The following is a 21,758-nucleotide window of genomic DNA, read 5'->3' on the forward strand; positions in this document are numbered from 1 at the left end:
TTGTTATTAAATGCAGGTGCAAATATCCTGCTTTTCATTAGTGCTAATATTAACTTAATGTTAAGTTTTAACAAGAAATTAAGACCTTGCCATATCTAAAAAAAGATTTTAGACACTGAACAACAAAAACTTAACCCCTAGAGCTATCGTTAACAAAATCTATATATAAGTTAAAAAAAGTATAAGAGATACGATTAACTAGAGCTTAATCGTTTGTAAGTTTTTTTTTGAGCTAGTTCTTTTCCTAATTCTACACCAAATTGATCGTATGAAAATATATTCCATATAACTCCTTGAGTAAAAATTTTGTGTTCATATATAGCTAAAAGCATTCCTAAAGAATAAGGTGTTAGTTTTTTTAAAACTATTGAGTTACTAGGATGGTTACCTTTAAACACCTTATATGGTAAGAGCTTATTTATTTGACTTAATTGATTATTAATTTTTAAATCTAAATGAGCCTCTTCTTTTGTTCTTCCAAAAGCTAAAGCTTCTTGTTGCGCAAAATAATTTGCGAGCAATTTTTCATGATGATCCTCTAGATTATGTAACGATTCTTTAAACCCTATAAAGTCAACAGGTATTAACTTTGTTCCATGATGTAATAATTGCATAAATGCATGTTGAGAATTTACACCTGTTCCTCCCCAAACAATTGTTCCTGTTTGATAATCAACTTTATTTCCGTTTCTATCAACATCTTTACCATTACTTTCCATCACCGCTTGTTGTAAATATGGTGGAAGTTTTTCTAAGTATTCACTATATGGCAATACCATTTCGGTTTCAGAATCGAAGAAATTATTATACCAAATACTTAAAAGAGCTAAAACAACTGGTATATTTTTATTAAAGTCAGCTGTTTTAAAATGGTCATCCATTTTTTCGGCTCCTTTTAATAATTCTTTAAAATTTTCAAACCCTATAGACAGAGAGATTGATAAACCTACGGTTGACCAGAGAGAAAAGCGTCCGCCAACCCAATCCCACATTGGAAATATATTTTTTTTATCAATTCCAAAACTATCAACAGCTTCAGTATTACAAGAGACTGCAACGAAATGTTTAGAAACATCAAAAACAGTTGCATGTTTTAAAAACCAATCTCTTATTGTATTAGCATTATTAATTGTTTCCTGTGTTGTAAAACTTTTGGAAACTATTATAAAAAGTGTTGTTTCTGGGTTTATTTTTTTAAGAATTTCTGAGACATGGTCTCCATCAATGTTTGACACAAAATGTATGTTCAGTTTATTCTTGTAAAACTGCAATGCTTCTGTAACCATTTTTGGACCTAAGTCAGATCCTCCAATACCTATATTAACAACATCTGTTATTGACTTACCTGTGTACCCTTTCCATTTTCCTGAAATAACTTTATTACTAAAAGCTTTCATTTTTCGTAAAGCTGTTTTAATTTTAGGCTTTACATCTTTTCCTCCTACAAAAACGGGTAGGTCTGTACTACTTCTTAAAGCTGTATGCAATACTGCTCTGTTTTCCGTAGCATTAATTTTGTCTCCTGAAAAATATTTTTCAATAGCATCTTTTAATTCGACTTCTTCTGCTAAAGAAATTAATAAGTCGATTGTTTCTTGAGTTATTCTATTTTTAGAATAATCAACACTTAATTCATCTAACAAAATAGAAAAATTATCTTTTCTGTTTTTATTCTTACGAAACAGTTCTTTTAGCTCATAATTTTTCGCTTCATTAAAATGTTTTATTAACTTCTCCCAAGCATTTGTCTTTGTCGGGTTTATATTTTGTAAGGGCATAATTAATTAGTAGCTAAAATTTCTTTTTCTTTAAATGAAAGTGGTTCAGGTTGTGGTAATTTTATATTATCTAACTGTCTTTTAAGTGGTTTTATATACTCTAAATACGTTGGTTTTATTTTAGGGTCTAAAGGTTCTGCTGATGGTAATTTTTCACGAAATGGATCTACTTGTCGTCCATTTTTCCAAAAACGATAACAAACATGCGGACCACTTGTGTTACCTGTCATACCAACCCAACCTATAATATCTCCTTGCTTCACATAATCTCCTACTCTAACATTACGTCTTTTCATGTGTAAATATTGTGTCGTATAGGTACTATTATGTTTTACTTTCACATAATTACCATTTCCTCCTCTTCTTGTTGATTCTACAACAGTTCCACTTGCTGTAGTCATAATTGGAGTTCCATACCTAGCTGCGAAATCAGTTCCTTTATGTGGTCTTACTCTATTGCCATATAACTTAATTCGTCTTCTTAAATTGTATCTTGAAGAAATTCGATATTGGAATTTAATTGGTGATTTTAAAAATGCTCTTCGTAACATATTTCCTTCCTGATCGTAATACTCTGGAATTTTTTTTATTGAATCGGCTACATATCTGTAAGCATACAAATCTTCTCCGTTATGTTTAAAAATAGCTGCTTTGACTTTACCATAGCCAACAAAGGTAGTATCATTAATAAACTTTTCTTCATATATCAACTTAAATGTATCTCCTTTTTGCAAACGATAAAAATCTAAGGTCCAAGCATAAATATCTGCTACAGTATTCGTTAACGTTGGTTTTAACTGTAGACTATCCATTGTTACAGATAAATTAGAGTAAATTTCACCAGCTATTTCTTTTTCAACAGTTTTTATCTTTTTTCTATGTTTATATGCAGATATTATTGAGTCTTTAAAATCTATAACTGTAGCTTCTACTTTATTATGTTTGTAAATAAAAACTTGAGCCTGATCTAAACTATCTTTTGAAGCTAAAATTGTGTACGCCTTTCCAGATCGTATTCTCCTTACATCAAAAGTATCTTTAATTTTAGTCGCTATCTCATTAATTTTTGGGTACATTACGTGGTGTCTATCCATAATAACGCCAAAACTTTCTCCATTATTTATAGTATCGTTAATAACCTTATAGTTATCTAAATTAAACCCGTAAGCTATAACAGGTTTAGGTTTTTCTATTTTAACGGGCTCTTGCACGACTACTTTCTTTTCTTTTTTACACGAAAAGAACAGACATAAAAGAATAAATGTAAAAATGATTTTTTTCAAAAAAAGCTGCTTTAAATTTGGGTTTATGCGCAAAAGTACAAATAAATAGTATTTTTTCTCTCACTTTAACAATTCTTAAACAGCTTATATTTTTTTAATCAACAATTATTTCAAAAGGATTTGCTAATCCTTTATAAGCATCTAATTCTGCTCGTAAAGAACCTACGGCTAAGGAAGCTTTCATTTTTATTGGTATTTTATTATCATCTGCCGAAATCCAAATGGTAACACTTTCTTTAGCTTTAAAAACTCTACCTGCTTGTACTAATGGTCTAAATTTTTGTGTTTTTACTTTACCAAATTTTGTTTTTAATGTTTCATAGCCTAAAAAACGCAATTTAAAAGGGTAACTTTTATTATCAAAAAACATATCAAGCTTAATTTCATCTCCTTTTCTTAATTTTTTTGTGTTCTGACTTCTTAAAAAATAGAACGTAGAAATCATATCTTGAGGAGACTTAATAGAAATTAACGTATCTTTTTGTTTACGGAAATCCTGTACGTACGCTGTTTTTTTCTTGTGATTAAAGGTTATATGTCGATTTTTCTTATGTCCGCCCTCATCTATTTTTCTTTTGAATAAGTAGGGCTCAACTTTATCAATTCCAAAGTAACTTTCATATCTATCATCAACTTTAAAGAACCAACTAATAACACCAGTTGTTTTACCTGTTCCTATAGCATGTAGTACTTTTTGGTTATTTAGGTTCTTCTCTTTTAGTTGTAAAACAGCTGTTCCTGCTTTTAAAAAACCACTATAACTCATATCAAACCGAAGCCACTCTCCGCTTTTGTATGCTTTTGGTTGACTTTGTGCAAAAAAACTTTGTGCAACGATTAAAAATGTAAAAAACAATATTCTTTTTCTCATAATGTTCAAACTTATGAAAATTGATAGACAATTACCATTCCAAAAATTAAAAAAACTGTTTAACAGAACATTATGCTTCTTTTATCTTCTTGTTACTAGAATTTAAAAAGTTCCCCAATTTTTTAATTCTTCTTCGCTCCATAAGTATGGAAAGAAAATTCTTCTTTGGTACTTTGGATGTAAATACTTTCTCCAATTACTTCCTCCTGTGGCTTCCAAATCCCCATCAGTTCCTCCTAAATATTTTCCTGCTGCATTGTAATGAGCCATTACCCATTTTACATTTACTGTATAATCGTAGTGACGCATTGCTTTTATTAGTTCTTCATTTGCTTGAACTTCTTCAGGTAATTGTTTGAATTTTTTTGAAAGGTTACAGTCATTATAATCTTCCATAAAATCTATAAATTCACCCATATACTTTTTCTCAAACAAATTTAATAATGTTGTTTTTTGACCCGTTGTATAATTTTTACCTGCTGCTTGCCAATATAAGTGATCATAGGCATTTTTAAATGATGAATTTCTATCAATTGTATCTCGATAACGAGAATCTATCAAATTAATAAGATCGGTAGACGCAAATTCAATCTTACGATATTGTGCACTTTGAAAACCACTTGCTGGTGTTAATGTGTTTCTGAATTTTAAGTATTGATCTACATCCATTCCATCACCCATAACTGTAAAAGAACTACATAACATATCAAAATAACGACTTATACGCATTAAATGCTTTGAGAATTTATCTGGTGTAATTTCTTCTGCTTTTGCTACTTGGTCAATTTCCCACAAAATCATTTTAAACAACAGTTCATTTACTTGATGATACATGATAAAAACCATTTCATCTGGTAACGTAGTTCTAGGAATTTGCAATCCTAAAAGTGCATCTGTTTGTATGTAATCCCAATAAGTTATTGGCTCACTCCATAGCAGTCCTTCTAACATTGCTTCTACAGGAACTCCTAACTTATCGTATTTTTCTTCTATTGCCTTTAATATTTCTTCTTTACTCATTTTCTTGTTTTTTTGAGAAAAAAGAAAAGAGAAAAGAGAAAACAGACAGTCTAACTATCTATTTTCATTTCTCTTTTTTCTATTATCTATCTTAGTCTATAAAGTTCCTCTTAATTGTTGTTCTCTTTCAATTGATTCGAACAATGCTTTAAAGTTTCCAGCTCCAAAACCACGGGCTCCCATTCTTTGAATAATTTCAAAAAATAAAGTTGGACGATCTTCTACTGGTTTTGTGAAAATTTGTAATAAATATCCTTCTTCATCAGCATCAATCATAATTCCTAAAGATTTTAGCTTTTCAATATCTTCTCTTAGCTCGTGACTAAATTCTTCTAATCTTCCTGGGACTGCTTTATAATATTCTTCTGGTGGTGTTGATAAGAACTCTACTCCTTGAGACCTTAATTGGCTTACTGTTTTTATAATATCATCAGTAGCAACCGCAATGTGTTGTACTCCTGCTCCTTCATAAAAATCTAAATACTCTTCAATTTGAGAACGTTTTTTTCCTTCAGCTGGTTCATTTATTGGAAATTTAATTCTTCCATTTCCGTTAGACATTACTTTACTCATTAACGCTGAATATTCTGTATGAATTTGCTTATCATCAAATGATAAAAAGTTTTCAAACCCCATTACATCTTCATACCATTTTACCCAAACATCCATTTGATTCCAACCAACATTACCTACCATGTGGTCGATATATTTTAATCCTGCTGCTGGTGGATTATAATCTGATTCCCATTTTTGGAAACCTGGTAAAAATGTTCCGTTATAGTTTTTACGCTCAACAAACATATGAACTGTTTCTCCGTACGTATAAATCCCTGCTCTTACAACTTCTCCGTGCTCATCTTTTTCTACAGTAGGCTCCATGTACGATTTCGCACCACGTGAAGTTGTTTCTTCGTACGCTTTTCTTGCATCTTCTACCCAAAGCGCTACCACTTTAACTCCATCACCATGTTTTACAATATGATCATTAATTGGAGATTTACTGTTTAATGGTGTTGTTAAAACCAGCTTAATTTTGTCTTGCTTAATAACATAACTTACTTCTTCTGTAGACCCTGTTTCTAACCCTTTATAAGCATATGATTGAAAACCAAAAGCCGTCTTATAAAAGTGTGCTGCTTGCTTTGCATTACCAACATAAAACTCTACATAATCTGTTCCTAAAAGTGGTAAGAAGTCTTGCGCTCCTTCAAATATTTTTTCTAAACCGTAGTTTACTGATTTTATTTCTTTTGACATTTTTCTCTATTTTGAAAATTTGATAATTAGTTAATTTGAAAATTGAATTGAAACATTTTCAAATTGTCACATTAATATACTGAATTACTCTAGCCAAGATTTATAATAATCTTCATCTGCTATTTTCATAGCTTCTTCAGTTACTTTTAAAGGTTTAAAAGTATCTACCATTACTGCTAGTTCTTCAGTTACTTTTTCTCCGATACTTCTTTCTGTGGCTCCTGGATGTGGCCCATGAGGAATACCTGCTGGATGTAAAGAAATATGACCTGCATCTATATCATTTCTACTCATAAAATCTCCATCAACATAATACAATACTTCGTCAGAGTCAATATTACTATGATTGTATGGTGCAGGAATAGCCTCTGGATGATAATCATACAGCCTCGGAACAAAACTACAAATTACAAAAGCATCCGTTTCAAATGTTTGGTGTACTGGTGGCGGTTGGTGTATACGCCCTGTTATTGGTTCAAAATCATGAATTGAAAAAGCATAAGGATAGTTATATCCATCATAACCAACAACATCAAAAGGATGTGTTGCGTATACCATTTCAATAATTTCGTTTTGTTTCTTTACATTGATAATGAAATCTCCTTTTTCGTTATGTGTTTCTAACTCTTCTGGTCTGCGAATATCACGCTCACAAAATGGCGAGTGCTCTAATAATTGACCAAACCAGTTACGGTATCTTTTTGGGGTGTAAACTGGACGATACGATTCTACAATAAACAACCTGTTGTCTTCTGTATCAAAATCCAATTTATAAATAACTCCGCGAGGAATTACTAAATAGTCTCCATACTTGAAATCTAAGTTCCCAAGCATTGTACGTAATTTTCCTGTCCCTCTATGAATAAAAATTACCTCATCTGCATCCGTATTTTTATAAAAATAGTCTTTAGTAGATTCTTTTGGAGCCGATAAGATGATGTTACAGTCAGAATTGGTAAGTACTACTTTTCTACTTTGTAAGTAATCATTTTCTTGCGGAACTTGAAAACCTCTAAAACGATACGATTGGATATTATTTTCTTTTGCTACTTTCGGAGCAATAGAGTATTGCTTACGAATTTCTTTAACCATTGTTGGTCTATATTCATGATAACTATTGGTTGACATTCCGTCAAAACCAATTGTACCAAATAATTGTTCGTAATATAAACTTCCGTCTTCTTTACGAAACTGGATATGTCGCTTATGTGGAATTTTTCCTAATTTATGATAAAAAGGCATCTTTAATTAATTTGATTATTCAACAATTTGTTAATTATATAATTAACTCTCTTTCTTTATTTAGCCTATCATTTATATTAATAGTAGCTAAACTTCAAAACCAAACAACAATAGCTATTCCGGGTTCCTTTTTATCATGAACTTTAAATGCGCTAAAAGGTCTTTCCAATGCATTTTAAATAGGTTTTTAGTTGTGCTTTACAAATATACCAAAATTAAAAAGATGTTGATATCTCATTAAATTTCAAAATTTTAGATTTTTTTATTTAAAATTAATCTAAATAAGTTTTGACATTAAGTTTTGTTAAAATATTTTTGCCTCATAAAATAACTTTATTAAATCTAAATAATAATAAAAAATGAAAAAAATCATACCCATATTGTTGGTATTGTTTTTATTTATTACAACATCAATAGTCGCTCAAAACAGCTCTGTTAAGGGTTTTATTGTATCAGAAAACAATAACTTCCTCTCTTCTGTGAATATAACTTTAAGTTCTACAAATCATGGAATTATTAGTAATGAAAAAGGAGAGTTTGAGTTTAAAAACTTAAAAAAAGGTAAGTATGTAATTAATTTATCAATGGTTGGTTTTGAGAAAAAATCAATTACAGTAAGACTTAAAAATAATGAATCTAAAAATCTTGGTAGGATTCTTCTTAAAGAAGCTATCGATGAGTTAGACGAAATCACCATTAATGGAGTAAAAAACAGATACGCTAAGAAGAAGGTCTCTAATTCTTTACGCTTACAAACACCTATTAAACAACTACCTCAAAACATTCAGGTAGTTGGCTCAGAGGTTTTACAAGATCAACTTGTTACAAATATGCTCGAAGGAGCTTTTAGGAATGTAAGTGGGGTTAGTAACATAGAACATTGGGGGAATTTCGCACGTATTAACATGCGTGGGTTTAGATTACCAGCTTTTAGGAATGGTGTAAATATTCAAGACTCTTGGGGGCCTTTGTCTGAAGATACTTTTATGATAGATCGTATAGAATTTGTCAAGGGACCTTCAGGCTTTATGATGGCTGCGGGTGAACCTGGTGGTTTTTATAATGTGGTTACAAAAAAACCTACCGAAGAAAAAATAGGGTCTATAAACTTAATGGCAGGCAGTTTTGATACATATCGAGCTGCGGCAGATTTTGGTGGATCTTTAACAAGTGATAAGCGTTTACTAGCTCGTTTGAACGTTTTATATCAAAACACTGGAAGTCATAGAAAGTTTGAGGATAGTGAACGTATTGGTGTTGCTCCTTCATTATCATATAAAATAAGTGATAAAACAGACTTCTTAACTGAGTTTTCTTTTCAAAAACTAAACACTCTTTTAGGAGCTGCTTACATTTTTGCTCCTTTAGATAAAGGATTTGGGAGTCTTCCTAAGAACTTTTCTATGGTTGACAGTAATTTTCCTGATACTGATATTAAAGAAGTTAGTTTATTAAACCAAGTAACACATCGCTTTAATAATAACTGGTCTGTAGAAGCAAAATATGTTACAATGTTGTATACTCAACAAGGCGCTTCTGCATGGATAGATACGAAAAGTGGTGTACAAGATAATGGTGATGTTATTAGAACTATAAGTGTTTGGGATGCTATTTCTGAAAGTGAATATTTTCAATTATATGCTAACGGAAAGTTTAATACCGGAGCAGTAACCCATAAAGTTATGGGAGGGTTTGATTATACGGATAAAGAGTATTTTGCTGATTTTTATCAAGGTGGTGCAGTAGACACTCCTACAACCCCTTTTAATATATACAATCCAACTTACGGAGATCGTATTTTTCCTGTATTTGATAGAAGTACACCTTTAAAAGACCGTACACCTTCTTACTCTTATGGAACAAAAATAAACTCTATATATGCTCAAGACGAAATAGGATTTTTAGAGAATAAAATACGTTTAACATTAGCGGGTAGATACACTCAGTTAACTCCTAAAGGAGATATTACAACTAAAAAGTTTACTCCTAGAATTGGTTTGAGTGCTGATATAACTCCACAAATTACTGCGTACGGTTTATATGATCAATCATTCTTAGCAAATGATGCCATAGATAATATAGGAAACAGATTTGACCCTATTGAAGGAACTATTTACGAAGCTGGTTTAAAAACCAATTGGTTAAATGGAAAAATAAACGCCTCTTTAAGTGCTTACATTATTAATAAGAATAACATGACTACCAGTGATCCTACTGACACAACTCGTCGTTTTAGTATTTTACTTGGTGAGGTAGAATCAAAAGGTTTTGAGTTTGATATGCAAGCGCACATTACAAGTGAATTAGACTTATTATTAAATTACGCTAACACAGATGTGGAAATCGCAAAATCAAACATATCAAACGCAGTAGGAACTCGAATTGCAGGACACGCTAAACATATTACCAATGGTTGGTTAAACTATAATTTTAATCAAAATTCTGCCTTAAAAGGCTTTGGTATTTCTTTAGGATATCAATACTTAGTAGATAGAACTTCATGGACAATAGGGGCCAATAATAAGGCAGAACTTCCTGACTATTTTAGAATGGATGGTGGAGTGCATTGGAAAAATAATAAACTTCGTATTGCTTTAAATATTAATAATATTTTAAATAAACATTTATATTCTGGCACCAAAAACGATAAATTTCTTTATTGGCAATCTGAACCAGGAATCAATGGTAGGATTTCTATTACCTATAACTTATTCTAACAACCCAAAAACCACCTAAAATTTAGGTGGTTTTTATAAATTATTAAAAAATGAAAAAATCAATTCTTACTTTATTATTCTTAGCTGTATTTAGCAATTCTTTTGCTCATTATATTTGGATTGAAACTAGCTCTACAGGAACATTAAACAACGAACACGAAGTAAAAGTTCGTTTTGGAGAGTTTTCGGAAGGTGTAATTGAAAAAGTAGGCGGAGAAAACTATAACAATGTAAAAAACTTTACTATTTGGTTAATCGCTCCTGATGGAACTAAAACAACTTTACAAACAATAGCTAAAGACGATTATTATAGTACCTCTTTCGTTCCTAAACAAAAAGGAACATATACCATTGCACTTGACAATAAAAATATAAAAGTGTTTGATTTTACAAAATACGATTACACAACCTTTAAACCCGAATATCATGCTAAAGCTAGAGTTGTCGTAGGTACATCAATAACAGAATTAAAAAGTACAAACCCAGAAGGAATTGAAATTATTGATATTACTCCAAAACACCATACAAATGCTGATGAAGTTATCTTAAAAGTATTGTACAAAGGCACTGCCCTTAAAAAAGGAGAAATTACTTTATTCACTCAAGGAAAATGGTCGGTAAAAGAAAAAACCAATGAAAAAGGATTAGTAACATTTAAACTACCTAAAAAGACTACTTATACCGTAGAAGCTACACATGAAGAAAAGACACCTGGTACGTACAACAATGTTAACTATAACATTATTTGGCATTGTGCGACTTATTGTATAAAAAACTAGTGTTAAAATTTATTTAAAATAATTCTAAATAAATTTTGGTGTTAATTTTTCTTAAAATACATTTGCTTAATTATATTTATTAAATCTAAATAAGAAAAAAATGAAGGGCTTATTAACTACCATTCTATTATTTTTAGTAATGGTAAACACAGTAGCACAAGAGGGAAATATTAGTGGTACTGTACTAGACAACAACAATGAACCTTTGGTAGGGGTTAATATTATTGTTAAAGGGACAAAAAATGGAGTACAAACTGACATTGATGGTAACTTTACATTATCTAATACAAAGGGAGAAACAACATTAATAGTGTCTTATGTTGGCTTTAAAACGAAAAACATAAGTACTAATAGTGGTACAAAAAACTTAGTAATTACCTTATATGAGGGTAACGAGATACTTAATGAAGTTACTATTGACACTCATAGAAAAAATAAATTCTCAAGAAAGAAAACAGCTTATGTAGCTAAATTACCTTTGAAAAATATTGAAAATGCTCAGGTATATAGTACAGTTACCAATCAACTACTAGTATCACAGTCTGTTACTAGTTTTGAAGAAGCTTTAAAAAATACAACAGGTGTTGAAAAATTATGGTCATCTACTGGTAGAGGTGGTGATGGAGCAGGTTTTTACTCTATCCGCGGTTTTTCTGTTCAACCACAATTAGTAAACGGTGTTCCTGGAATTACAAATGGGTTTATAAACCCAGACAATGTTGAAAGAATTGAAGTTGTAAAGGGGCCTTCTGCTACCTTATACGGGAGTACTGTAACATCTTACGGTGGTTTAATTAATATTGTCACTAAAAAACCATACAAAGGAACAGGAGGAAATATTACCGTTGGTGGAGGTTCTTTCGGGTTTAAAAAACTAACAGTAGATCTTAACACAAACTTAGAAGATAATGAAAACATTTCATTACGATTAAACGCTGGATATCAAACACAAGATAGCTTTCAAGATGCTGGGTTTAGAAAAGCATTATTTTTAGCCCCATCTGTTTCTTACAAAGTAAATAATAGGTTAACTTTAAACTTTAATTATGAACTTTCTTCAACAGATCAAACAAATCAAGCTTTCTTATTTTTAAACAGGTCAGCCCCGCTTACCTATAAAAATTTAGAAGAATTAAACTACGATAGAAATAAATCATTTACAAATAATGATATCTCTATTAAAAATCCAACGCAAAACTACAGAGGGGAAATAGCTTATAAAATTACTGACAATTGGTCTTCTCAAACAATTATAGCTGGCGGTAATGCTAAATCTAAAGGATACTATACATATTTGTACAATGTTCAAAATGATTTGTTTGGAACGTATGCTATAAAATCAGATGCAGAAACAAATACACTTACATTACAACAAAACTTTACTGGTGATTTTAAATTAGGTTCTTTAAGAAACAGGTTAGTTATTGGTGTCGATTATTTAGACTCTCAAGTTTTAGACAATAGTACAGATCCAAAAGGGATTAATGTTGTAAACCCTCAAGGGCAATTAATTCCTGTACCACCTGCTTTTGGTTTTCCTAATTTACCAACTACAAGAGCAAATATTGATACTGTTTTAGCCAACTCTTCAAGAGCTAATTCTGATATCAATCAAAATATTCTTAGCGGTTATATTTCTGATGTTATAAACATTTTACCAGAACTATCGGTAATGGCAGGGGTTCGTTATGATAGATTTAATTATAAAGGTGATGCAAACGACCCAAGTGACGATGAAAAAGAATATACTAAGTCTACTTTTTCTCCTAAATTCGGAATTGTTTACCAACCAATTTTAGATCAACTATCTGTTTTTGCTAATTATCAAAATGGTTTTTCTTATGTTAATCCAGAAAGAGTTCCTGTTGATATCGCCAACCCTGACGGAGATTCTAAGTTACAATCTTATGATTTAGAACAAGCAAACCAATTAGAATTTGGTATAAAAACAAATTTATTTAATAATAAACTGGAAACTACTTTAAGTTATTATGACATAACAGTTAAAGATAAAGTTATGGGTTTCGGTGCTAATAAACAACAAGACGCTACTGTTAAAAGTAAAGGTTTTGAGCTAGAAATGAATGCTAACCCTGTTGACGGATTAAACTTACGTGGTGGTATTAGCTATAATGATGCTAAAGTAACAAAATCAAAATCTAGACCTGATTTAGTTGATAAACGTTTAGCTGAAGCAGGCCCTGAAACTTCTTATAATTTTTGGGCTGATTATAAATTCCAAGAAGGAGCTATTAAAAATGTAGGATTAGGTTTTGGGTTAAACGGTGCAAGTAAATATAATACTATGGTAGGTTATCCTGCTGCAGGTGATTTTTACCTGCCTGCCTATACTATTTTTAATGCCTCAATTTATTATGAAGTTGATAAATTTAGAATTAGTGTAAAAGGAAATAATTTAGCAAACGAAGAATATTATACAGGATGGAGTACTATTACTCCTCAAAATCCAAGAGCCTTCCTTGGAACTATAAGTTATAAGTTTTAAATATGAATATCTATTTGAATTATTAAATGTTGCAAACACAAAACTCTGAACTTTTATGTTCAGGGTTTTGTTATTTCATTGAACTACTATGAAAACAGTTACTCTTTTCCTTATTTTCATCGGATGTTATGCCTTATACAGCACTTCTGAAAAAGCATTGTTAATTAAGAACACCCGCTTACAAAAATGGTTTCATAATAATAAACGTAATACCAAGATAATTGGAACAATTACATTATTGATAAGTTTGCTCTTATCAATAACCTTTTTTGGTCTTTCTGCTGGAATTATTACATGGATTGTAGCTGCCTCTTTATTTTTAAGCCTTATCGTACTCATCACTCCATTAAGAGTGATAAACTACGCTTTTCTAACTGCTTTATTTATGTTAACTTTTTTAATAGAACTCATTTTTTAATATGCCTGCTAATTCCAAATATTTAAACCAATCCCCTTGGCAACAATTTGCAAAAATATCTGCAGGTCTCATTGGTGGATACGTAATAAGTGCCTTACTACATATGTGCTTAGTTTTATGGCTACCAAACCCAAAAGGAATACTAATCACATCTATCTACACCATTTTTATTGTTTGGGGTGCTTTACTAATTGTTCCTTACCTATTTAAAAATGGATGGAAAGCTTGGGTTATATATCTCATAATTTCAATAATCTTATATGTAATTTATTATTTAGGAAACCAACAAAATCCGTTTATATAATGAGTAATAGAAATTACAATGTGTTCTTTAACACACATACAGTTAGCGGTATTGTTATAAGTGTAGCCTTGTATATTATCTTTTTTACAGGCGCATTTGCCCTTTTTAAAGATGAAATTGCTTCTTGGGAAGAAGGTAAGCACTCAAAAAATATTGCTCGTGAACATATAGATTATGATTTTTTATTAAAAAAACTCTCTAAAAACTATCATTTAACTAGTAGAGATATTCGTTTTTATTTAGGAGATAAAAACGATGAAATATATGTATTAACTTATCCTGCAAAAGACACAGTAAATATCCCTAATGAGGCTAAGTATCAAAATTATCAAGCAATAAATATTCATACTGGAGAAACTGCTTCTTATGTAGAAAAATATAGCTTAGGAGAGTTTTTATATCGTCTACATTTCTTTACTCAAATACCTACTATTGGAATTTACCTTGCTGGTTTTGTTTCTTTATTCTTTTTGTTTGCTATTGTTACCGGAGTCATCGTTCACTGGAAAAAAATAATTTCAAACTTTTATCAGTTCAATCCCAAAATTGCTTTAAAAAGAGTGTGGACAGATGCACACACTGCATTAGGTATTATTGGACTTCCCTTTCAGTTTATGTATGCTGTTACTGCAACTTATTTTTGTCTTAGTCTTTTTGTTTTACTTCCTGCTAATTTTTTATACGGTGGTGATCAAACAAAATTAATGAATGATTTACGTCCCGACCGCAAAACTTATGAATGGGCTGCTGAAACTAACAAAACGCTTCCTAGTGTAAATGAATTTGTAAAAGAAAACACCAACCGCTGGTCTCATTTTAACCCTACCTATGTTTTAATTAAAAATTATGGAGGTACCAACATGAAATACTTTCTTATTGGAGAGTTGGATCATAAAGAACGTTTTTTAAGTTCGGGAATGGTAATTTATGATTTAGAAACCAATAAAACTTCAGTAATAAGAAATCCCAATGAAAGTAAATATACCGACGATGTGCAGCTTTCTTTAGGGCGTCTTCATTATGGAAATTTTGGAGGAATTGCTGTAAAAGTTATTTATTTTGTATTAGCTCTTATTACATGCTTTGTTATTATAACTGGTGTGTTGATTTGGATTGAAGCTCGTAATAAGAAAAGTATGACCTTAAAACAACGTTTATATACTGCGAAAATAGGGCACATTTATCTTGCTATTTGCTTGTCTTTGTATCCTGTAACAGCCTTATTTTTCTTGATTGTTAAGCTACTACCCGAAGCATATCAAACTCAAAAAATGAGTATTTTATACACTTGGTTTTTTGTTGTTTGGTTATTAGCAACCCTCTTTTTTAGATTTAAACGAGATAATTATTTCACAAATAAAACTACTTTGTTAGCAGGCGCTATCCTTGGATTTTTAATTCCTATTGTTAATGGTGTTGTTTCTAACAACTGGGTTTGGAACACCTACAAAGCTAAGCAGTTTGACATTCTTACAGTTGATTTATTATGGATAGCCATCTCAATTACTGCATTATTTATATACCTTAAAATTAAACCTGAAGTAAAGACTAAAAGTGCTTTTACAAAACATCCTATAGATTATAAAAACCGTAAAAAACTGTTAGCTGAGGAGGCTAAAAAAACGGCTCAAACTACAGAAAAAAATAAATTATTAAAAGATAAAAACCACATACCGATGAGAACAAAAATTAGTATCCTTTGGATATTTTTAGCAATTGGCTGGATAGTTCACCATATATATGGGCTATTCAATATATACTACAATGAAACTTTAGTAATGGAGGGTGCAACAGGTGAAGCTCCTATTGTACATCACTTATATCGTATTTTATTTGAAGGAATGTGCTTACTTTTTGGTTTGCTAACTATTGAGCTTTCTAAAAAATGGTTCAAGATAACTTCACTGGTTTGGGCGAGTATTGCCGGTTTATATAATGTGTACCATTTCTTTGAAGCTATTCTTCATGAAGCTAATAATATATCTGAGATATTTATGCTTCTTTTGGTAGCAATAGCTAGTATATTTTTAATTATTAATATTTATAAGTGGATTAAAGATTAATTCCTTCTTAGTATAGGCTCATTCCCCATTTCCTATATCCCCCGTATTTATGGAAATAGTTACTGCCAACAATAAAAAGTCACAGTTAAAAAAATTTCTGTGCCTTAAAATAAAAAGTATGGACTGTGGTATAAAAACTTCAGTCTATACTATTAATTCTCTTTATGGTAAAGGGACGATAATAAGTTATTATTTTGATGGCTTATTAATCAATTTGATTAACGCTAAACTCAAAGAAGATTTTCTTTTTATCTCTGGCAACAATAATAATCGTTTTAATACTTTAGAACTTTCTGTTTTAATAGATGGAGAAAAAATTATTCGTTTTTCTAATCTAGAAAATGATCTTATTATCGAAAAAAGTGAAAGTTATTTATTACATGATAATGGTGATGATAAAATTGTTTTTTACAGAAATAAGCATATAAATGAAGTTAAAATTAAGATGCATGATTCGTTTATTAAAAAACATAAAATGCAAGCGCTTTTTTCTAGTAATGAAATTTCTAGCTTAAGTACTACACAGCAGCTAACTTCAAATATGGAAAGGATAGTTAATGATATGCTCACTAACTCGCAAAAAGGCCTGTTAAAACGTCTTTTTTTAGAGTCAAAAGTGTTAGAATTAATGCATTTACAACTAAATATTCATTCTAAAAAAGGAAATAGTTCTAATGAAAAAGTTCTTAAAAAAATATATAAAGTAGAAGCTATACTCCAAACCAATATTCATGAGCAAATATCAATTCAGCAACTTGCTCGTAAAGTACTATTGAATCAAAATGTTTTAAAAAATGAATTTAAGAAATTGTTTGGTGAAACTATTTTTAATTACACCAAAAATTTAAGAATGAATAAGGCAAAAAACTTATTAGCCTATACTCAAAAACCTATTTATGAGATAGCTGACATAGTAGGATATAAAAACCCTACACATTTTACAGCTGCTTTTAAAAAATTTGAAAAAACAACTCCAAAAGAATTTCGGAAAAATTATACTTACAAATCCTAAATTAGGGTTTTAACTCATACTTTAACTTTCTTAATTGTGCATTTATAACTAATTCCATTCTACGTAAACTCTTACTTTCTAAATTCAAACAAGCATCTACCCACATGGCAGTAATGTCTTTCAACTCTTTCTTTTGTAAAGGAAAAACTCTTTTTATACATTTATAGTGATTGTATTGAAAGCTAAAGTTTGATTTTTTCATATAATTTATAACCGATGATATTCCCGTTTCTTTATTAAAAACACAATCTACCAAACCCATTTCTTCTAATTCTTCGGCCTTGTATATGTTTCCTGTGTATAACACTTTAAGAGCTGCTTTTATATTTAGTTTTCTACATAAAAAACTATAAGCTCCCATACCTGGAAAAAGATGAAACTTGTTTTCTGGTAAACAAAATTTAGCTGACCTATGAGATAGTATAATATCATGTGCCATTACACATTCAAAACCTCCTCCGTAAGCATTTCCCTCAACCAAAGCAATACTTAGTACAGGCAGCCCAAAAGTATTATAGATGTTGTAAATAGCGTCTATACATAAATTAGCATATTCTGATAATACTTCTTTATTTTCAGATTTGATGTTTTTTAAAAAATAGGGTAAATCTCCTCCTAAATTATATATCTCTTTATGTGTAGAGGCAGATACAATATATTTTAATGGATAAACCTTGTCTGCAAACATCATTTTTAAATCTTTAGCAAAGTCTTTAAATTCCCATAATATTTCTGGTGAAAAATTAGGAACACCTTTTGACTTAATACTCCAAACAATCATCTCATGTTCTGGATAATAGTCTACTTTAAAATTTTCATATTGCTTTATCATCCTTTTTTATTTTTAGCGTGTACTTAATGAGTTCTTTTTAATCCTAAATTTCCATGCTTCGTCTCTATATTCTTTTGCTTTTTTTCCTCCATCAATGTGATTCCAGCCTGGGGGCATAAAAAGGTATTTTACTTTATCTAGTAAGGTAGGAGCTTTTTTTATATCCAACCATAATTCTTTCCATAGTAAAAACTGCACATGCCATAAGTTCTCACTATTAAGTTTCTCATGCATGATTCCGTAGACTATTTTTTCATTATCCAATTCTTTTTGAAACGTTTTGAATAAACGATCCCAAATACTAAAGGTTTCACCATAATTTCTATCTAAATAAATATGATTTTTTGCATGATGTACTCTATGGACTGAAGGTGTTATTAATAGTTTATCTAACCATTTTTGCTTTCCTATAACTTTTTCATTTACATGTGTTAGTGTTGCATAAAGGCGTGCAATGGGTTCAATTACAAAAATCATTAATGGGTGAAAACCTAATATTGGAAGCCATATAAAGTTGAACGGAGTGAAAAACACATCAAAAATTGATCCTCTAGCAACCACGGTTAAATTCATTTCTTCAGCCGTATGGTGTACTCCATGAATACACCATAAAACTCGAACTTTATGTCCTAAAAAATGAATAAAAAACACTGTAAAATCATACAACAAATATGCGACAATCCATATATACCATTGAAAACCTAGAGTAAAAATTCTGTTTTCATATAACCAAAACATAGTGCCAACAATAAATATTTTTGATAATAAGAAGTAAGGAATACTTTGTATTAGATACGAAACAATACTTACAACTCCTTCTTTATTTTTTTCAACATAACTTGTTACAATTAGTATTCCCCATTCAACAAGCATTAAAACGAGTACTATTAGACTCATATGTTCTAGTTTTCCTGCAAGTATTTCTATAGATGATAAATTCATATTTAAACTATTTCTTAGAAAAATTCTTTTTTAAAAACGTAACTATTTGTGCTACTGCTGCCTTTGATGCTACTGTTTCTCGCAAGGAGTTCAGTACAATAAAATCATGTATTGTTCCCCCATATCTAGTTGAAACTACTGGTACACCTGCCATTCTTAATTTTCTTGCATAGGCTTCTCCTTCATCTCTTAAAACATCATATTCTGCAGTTATTAAAAGTGTTTTAGGTAAATTTTTAAGCTCTTCTAAAGTTGCTTTTAACGGAGCTACAGTTGCTAATGAGTATAATTTTTTTTCTGGTACGTAAACATTCCAAAACCATTTCATTGTTGCTCTCGTTAAATAATGCCCTTTTGAGAATTGTTCATACGACTTCGTATTTAAATTGGTATCGGTAACTGGGTACAATAATAGTTGTCCTAGCAACTTAGGAGTTCCTTTTTGTTTTGCCATCATAGCTACAACTGTTGCCATATTTCCTCCCACACTATCTCCACCAACAATAATTCTATTTGTATCTAACCCATATTGTTTTCCATATTTTGAAATGAACAAAGTTGCCGCATATCCTTCTTCATTTGCTATGGGGTATTTAACCTCTGGTGCTCTTGAATACTCTACAAAAACAATTGCTACATTTGCTTTTAAAGCTAAGTCTCGCATTAATCGTTTATGCGTTTTAAAACTATTAAACACCCATCCACCTCCATGAAAATAAAGTAATACAGGTAATAATTTTTTTGTTTTTTTTGGCTTTACAATTACTGTATTTACTTGTTTATCTTGTTTTTTAAAAGAAACCTTAGTAAAAGTTACTTTATCGTAGGTTAATGTGGAATCTTTTTGCATGTTTTCCATGGCATTCCTTCCTATCTCTAAAGATAAGTCATGCAACGGTGGACCTTGATAAGAATGAATAACTTCTAAAAATTTCTGAACATATAAATCTAAGCCATCGCTTCCTGCTAAGTTTACTTGTGTATATGTTTTTACTCCTATAAACAAGCTTAGTATCATAATTATTTTTTTCATAACTATGTAATTGCTTGTTTTACTCTTTTTGTAGATGAAGATTGTTTTTGCTTTGCTATTAGTTTAATTGCTCTTTTCTTTGTCCAAAGAACACCAAATGTTAGTAATGTAATTCCTATAATAATTGCTAATAGTTTTAACTGACTTGTTTGTGATGAATATCCAAAAAACAATACTCCCCAGTATATAAGTACCCACTGTACTAAATAAAATGTTGTTACATTTTTACTTGAGTAATAAATTACATCGTACAGTTTATTGTGTGGAATACAGGTTACTAATATATGCCCAAACCAAACTAAAAATAAATTCACTCCAATAAAAGCTATGGTTCCTCCTGGCCCTAAATGATAGTAATCACCAAAATGATATTCATAATTATAATAGCATAATACTACACCTATACACATAAATAAAACACCTGAAACTAGCATTCTTTTATATGTTAAAACAATATTATTATTACTTTCTTGATACCACATTCCAAAGAATAATCCTATTAAAATAAACGACATCCATGGAAATACAGGAAAGTAAACATTGTAGGTTTTTCCCCATAATAAATCACATATATAATCTACCCCAACAATGTTAGGTTTATAACCACTTAATTCTCCTGTGAAAAAAACAATAAGTAATGCTAAGGTTAAAGCTGCATACTTGTTTTTAATAAACTTGATTATAACTCCCATTATAATCAAGGAAATCCCAGCTAACTGCAAGATATCTCCCAATAAAATAAAAAACAGATAATTATATGAATCTCCTAGAGTTAGCCCATTACCTTCTATAAAAGCTCTAGGGAATCCTCCAAACAACAACATGGGTACTGCAAATCTTAAAATATTAAGTAAATACCCTTTTGCTAAAATGTTTATTCCTCTTTTAAAGATTTTAAACATGCTTAACTTACTTGAAAACACAAAAGAAAACCCCATCACGACTAAAAACATAGGAGTTCCTTTTTCTAATACTTGAGCTACCTTCCCTAAAAAAGAATTGTTCCAAGTATCCATTGTCGAATATATAATCATGGAATGAACAGGTATCATAGATAAAACACTAATTCCTCTTGCCATATCTATGGCTAATACTCTCTTTTTTTGTTCCATTTTTTATTCTTTAAAATGCCAGCTTAATTTTTTAGATAGTGGCTTTCGTTTTCTATTTACTTTAGGAAGATTTTCTTTTACATGTCCTATAAAAAAAACACCTAAAAATTGTTCATTTTCTTCTAAACTAATTTCTTTTTCACCATACTTTATAGTTGCTATACTGGTATCCCAATAGCTTCCTAAATTTAGACTTGTACAGCTTAACCACATGTTTTGTACTGCGCTTGAAATAGCTGCAATTTCTTCCCATTCCGGGAGTTGTGCTCTTTTACTAGGTTTAAAAATCACTCCTATCATGCTGGCTTTACTGGCATACCTTTTTGTTTCTTTATAACGTTCGTTAGAAAATTCTTCTTCTGAATATATTTTTCGATAATAATTAGCCATAAACTCACCTAATGCTTCTCTATGTTTTCCTTCTAACACTACAAACCTCCAGGGTTGGGTTAATTTATGAGTTGGTGCCCATAGCGCATTGGTTACAATTGCTTCAATCGTTTCCTTCTCTATTTTTCTATCCGAAAAATCATACGCGTAGGTGGTTTTTCGTTCTTGTATAATTTTAGTTATCTGTTTAAAACTCATA

Annotated in this window: 18 protein-coding genes; 7 read left to right on the forward strand and 11 right to left on the reverse strand. The window is 30.5% G+C overall.

What is annotated here, in order from left to right; genetic code table 11:
• Positions 1-194: 194 nt before the first annotated feature.
• From pgi to MHM83_RS01940, 6 genes are all read right to left on the reverse strand, one after another.
• Entirely contained in the window at positions 195-1,778 is a 1,584-nt protein-coding gene (gene pgi / locus MHM83_RS01915) for a glucose-6-phosphate isomerase (RefSeq protein WP_239178246.1), read from the reverse strand.
• Between the two features lie 2 nt (positions 1,779-1,780).
• On the reverse strand, positions 1,781-3,061 hold the full coding sequence (locus MHM83_RS01920) for a peptidoglycan DD-metalloendopeptidase family protein (RefSeq protein ID WP_239178247.1): 1,281 nt from the start codon (positions 3,059-3,061) through the stop codon (positions 1,781-1,783).
• Between the two features lie 94 nt (positions 3,062-3,155).
• On the reverse strand, positions 3,156-3,932 hold the full coding sequence (locus MHM83_RS01925) for a DUF3108 domain-containing protein (protein WP_073182275.1): 777 nt from the start codon (positions 3,930-3,932) through the stop codon (positions 3,156-3,158).
• A gap of 102 nt (positions 3,933-4,034) precedes the next feature.
• On the reverse strand, positions 4,035-4,952 hold the full coding sequence (locus tag MHM83_RS01930; RefSeq protein WP_239178248.1) for a tryptophan 2,3-dioxygenase family protein: 918 nt from the start codon (positions 4,950-4,952) through the stop codon (positions 4,035-4,037).
• Positions 4,953-5,048: 96 nt separating this feature from the next.
• Positions 5,049-6,209 carry a 4-hydroxyphenylpyruvate dioxygenase gene (hppD, locus tag MHM83_RS01935; protein ID WP_047787932.1) on the reverse strand — a complete coding sequence of 387 codons (1,161 nt, stop codon included), beginning with the start codon at positions 6,207-6,209 and terminating at the stop codon, positions 5,049-5,051.
• An 84-nt stretch (positions 6,210-6,293) separates the two neighbouring features.
• Positions 6,294-7,451, reverse strand: a complete 1,158-nt coding sequence (locus MHM83_RS01940) for a homogentisate 1,2-dioxygenase (RefSeq protein WP_047787933.1) — start codon at positions 7,449-7,451, stop codon at positions 6,294-6,296.
• Between the two features lie 359 nt (positions 7,452-7,810).
• Between MHM83_RS01940 and MHM83_RS01945 the strand changes: the two genes are divergently transcribed.
• From MHM83_RS01945 to MHM83_RS01975, 7 genes are all read left to right on the forward strand, one after another.
• On the forward strand, positions 7,811-10,168 hold the full coding sequence (locus MHM83_RS01945; protein WP_239178249.1) for a TonB-dependent receptor domain-containing protein: 2,358 nt from the start codon (positions 7,811-7,813) through the stop codon (positions 10,166-10,168).
• Between the two features lie 50 nt (positions 10,169-10,218).
• Positions 10,219-10,947: a DUF4198 domain-containing protein gene (locus MHM83_RS01950; RefSeq protein ID WP_239178250.1), complete on the forward strand. Its 729-nt coding sequence runs from the start codon at positions 10,219-10,221 to the stop codon at positions 10,945-10,947.
• Positions 10,948-11,047: 100 nt separating this feature from the next.
• Entirely contained in the window at positions 11,048-13,453 is a 2,406-nt protein-coding gene (locus MHM83_RS01955; RefSeq protein ID WP_073182277.1) for a TonB-dependent receptor, read from the forward strand.
• 88 nt (positions 13,454-13,541) lie between these two features.
• Complete coding sequence (locus MHM83_RS01960; protein WP_047787937.1) at positions 13,542-13,871, forward strand: hypothetical protein; 330 nt, start codon at positions 13,542-13,544, stop codon at positions 13,869-13,871.
• Position 13,872: 1 nt separating this feature from the next.
• Positions 13,873-14,175, forward strand: a complete 303-nt coding sequence (locus MHM83_RS01965) for a hypothetical protein (protein ID WP_047787938.1) — start codon at positions 13,873-13,875, stop codon at positions 14,173-14,175.
• Complete coding sequence (locus MHM83_RS01970) at positions 14,175-16,238, forward strand: PepSY-associated TM helix domain-containing protein (RefSeq protein ID WP_073182279.1); 2,064 nt, start codon at positions 14,175-14,177, stop codon at positions 16,236-16,238. The genes MHM83_RS01965 and MHM83_RS01970 overlap by 1 nt, the downstream gene beginning before the upstream one ends.
• A 49-nt stretch (positions 16,239-16,287) precedes the next feature.
• Positions 16,288-17,250 (forward strand): helix-turn-helix domain-containing protein, encoded by a 963-nt coding sequence (locus MHM83_RS01975; RefSeq protein ID WP_239178251.1) that lies wholly within the window; start codon positions 16,288-16,290, stop codon positions 17,248-17,250.
• A 1-nt stretch (position 17,251) separates the two neighbouring features.
• Here the strand turns inward: MHM83_RS01975 and MHM83_RS01980 are convergent, their stop codons facing one another.
• The 5 genes from MHM83_RS01980 to MHM83_RS02000 are packed head-to-tail and all read right to left on the reverse strand — an operon-like array spanning position 17,252 to position 21,757.
• Entirely contained in the window at positions 17,252-18,082 is an 831-nt protein-coding gene (locus MHM83_RS01980) for a crotonase/enoyl-CoA hydratase family protein (RefSeq protein WP_239178252.1), read from the reverse strand.
• 12 nt (positions 18,083-18,094) lie between these two features.
• Positions 18,095-19,024, reverse strand: coding sequence for a sterol desaturase family protein (locus MHM83_RS01985; protein ID WP_196781600.1), 930 nt, complete (start codon positions 19,022-19,024; stop codon positions 18,095-18,097).
• Positions 19,025-19,031: 7 nt separating this feature from the next.
• Positions 19,032-20,057, reverse strand: coding sequence for an alpha/beta hydrolase (locus MHM83_RS01990; RefSeq protein ID WP_239178253.1), 1,026 nt, complete (start codon positions 20,055-20,057; stop codon positions 19,032-19,034).
• Between the two features lie 2 nt (positions 20,058-20,059).
• The gene (locus MHM83_RS01995) at positions 20,060-21,169 is read right to left on the reverse strand and encodes a heparan-alpha-glucosaminide N-acetyltransferase domain-containing protein (RefSeq protein WP_047787941.1); all 1,110 of its coding nucleotides are present in this window, start codon (positions 21,167-21,169) and stop codon (positions 20,060-20,062) included.
• Positions 21,170-21,172: 3 nt separating this feature from the next.
• Complete coding sequence (locus MHM83_RS02000) at positions 21,173-21,757, reverse strand: nitroreductase family protein (RefSeq protein WP_159508839.1); 585 nt, start codon at positions 21,755-21,757, stop codon at positions 21,173-21,175.
• Position 21,758: the final 1 nt, after the last annotated feature.

This window comes from Tenacibaculum sp. Mcav3-52 (genome assembly GCF_022347665.1).
GTDB classification, from domain to species: Bacteria; Bacteroidota; Bacteroidia; order Flavobacteriales; family Flavobacteriaceae; genus Polaribacter; species Polaribacter mesophilus.

What these genes read in the sequence shown, in the direction of transcription:
- pgi (WP_239178246.1), bottom strand. Translation starts at nt 1,778, where the DNA reads ATGCCCTTACAAAATATAAACCCGACAAAGACAAATGCTTGGGAGAAG.
- MHM83_RS01925 (WP_073182275.1), bottom strand. Translation starts at nt 3,932, where the DNA reads ATGAGAAAAAGAATATTGTTTTTTACATTTTTAATCGTTGCACAAAGT.
- MHM83_RS01930 (WP_239178248.1), bottom strand. Translation starts at nt 4,952, where the DNA reads ATGAGTAAAGAAGAAATATTAAAGGCAATAGAAGAAAAATACGATAAG.
- hppD (WP_047787932.1), bottom strand. Translation starts at nt 6,209, where the DNA reads ATGTCAAAAGAAATAAAATCAGTAAACTACGGTTTAGAAAAAATATTT.
- MHM83_RS01940 (WP_047787933.1), bottom strand. Translation starts at nt 7,451, where the DNA reads ATGCCTTTTTATCATAAATTAGGAAAAATTCCACATAAGCGACATATC.
- MHM83_RS01945 (WP_239178249.1), top strand. Translation starts at nt 7,811, where the DNA reads ATGAAAAAAATCATACCCATATTGTTGGTATTGTTTTTATTTATTACA.
- MHM83_RS01950 (WP_239178250.1), top strand. Translation starts at nt 10,219, where the DNA reads ATGAAAAAATCAATTCTTACTTTATTATTCTTAGCTGTATTTAGCAAT.
- MHM83_RS01955 (WP_073182277.1), top strand. Translation starts at nt 11,048, where the DNA reads ATGAAGGGCTTATTAACTACCATTCTATTATTTTTAGTAATGGTAAAC.
- MHM83_RS01960 (WP_047787937.1), top strand. Translation starts at nt 13,542, where the DNA reads ATGAAAACAGTTACTCTTTTCCTTATTTTCATCGGATGTTATGCCTTA.
- MHM83_RS01965 (WP_047787938.1), top strand. Translation starts at nt 13,873, where the DNA reads ATGCCTGCTAATTCCAAATATTTAAACCAATCCCCTTGGCAACAATTT.
- MHM83_RS01970 (WP_073182279.1), top strand. Translation starts at nt 14,175, where the DNA reads ATGAGTAATAGAAATTACAATGTGTTCTTTAACACACATACAGTTAGC.
- MHM83_RS01975 (WP_239178251.1), top strand. Translation starts at nt 16,288, where the DNA reads ATGGAAATAGTTACTGCCAACAATAAAAAGTCACAGTTAAAAAAATTT.
- MHM83_RS01980 (WP_239178252.1), bottom strand. Translation starts at nt 18,082, where the DNA reads ATGATAAAGCAATATGAAAATTTTAAAGTAGACTATTATCCAGAACAT.
- MHM83_RS01985 (WP_196781600.1), bottom strand. Translation starts at nt 19,024, where the DNA reads ATGAATTTATCATCTATAGAAATACTTGCAGGAAAACTAGAACATATG.
- MHM83_RS01990 (WP_239178253.1), bottom strand. Translation starts at nt 20,057, where the DNA reads ATGAAAAAAATAATTATGATACTAAGCTTGTTTATAGGAGTAAAAACA.
- MHM83_RS01995 (WP_047787941.1), bottom strand. Translation starts at nt 21,169, where the DNA reads ATGGAACAAAAAAAGAGAGTATTAGCCATAGATATGGCAAGAGGAATT.
- MHM83_RS02000 (WP_159508839.1), bottom strand. Translation starts at nt 21,757, where the DNA reads ATGAGTTTTAAACAGATAACTAAAATTATACAAGAACGAAAAACCACC.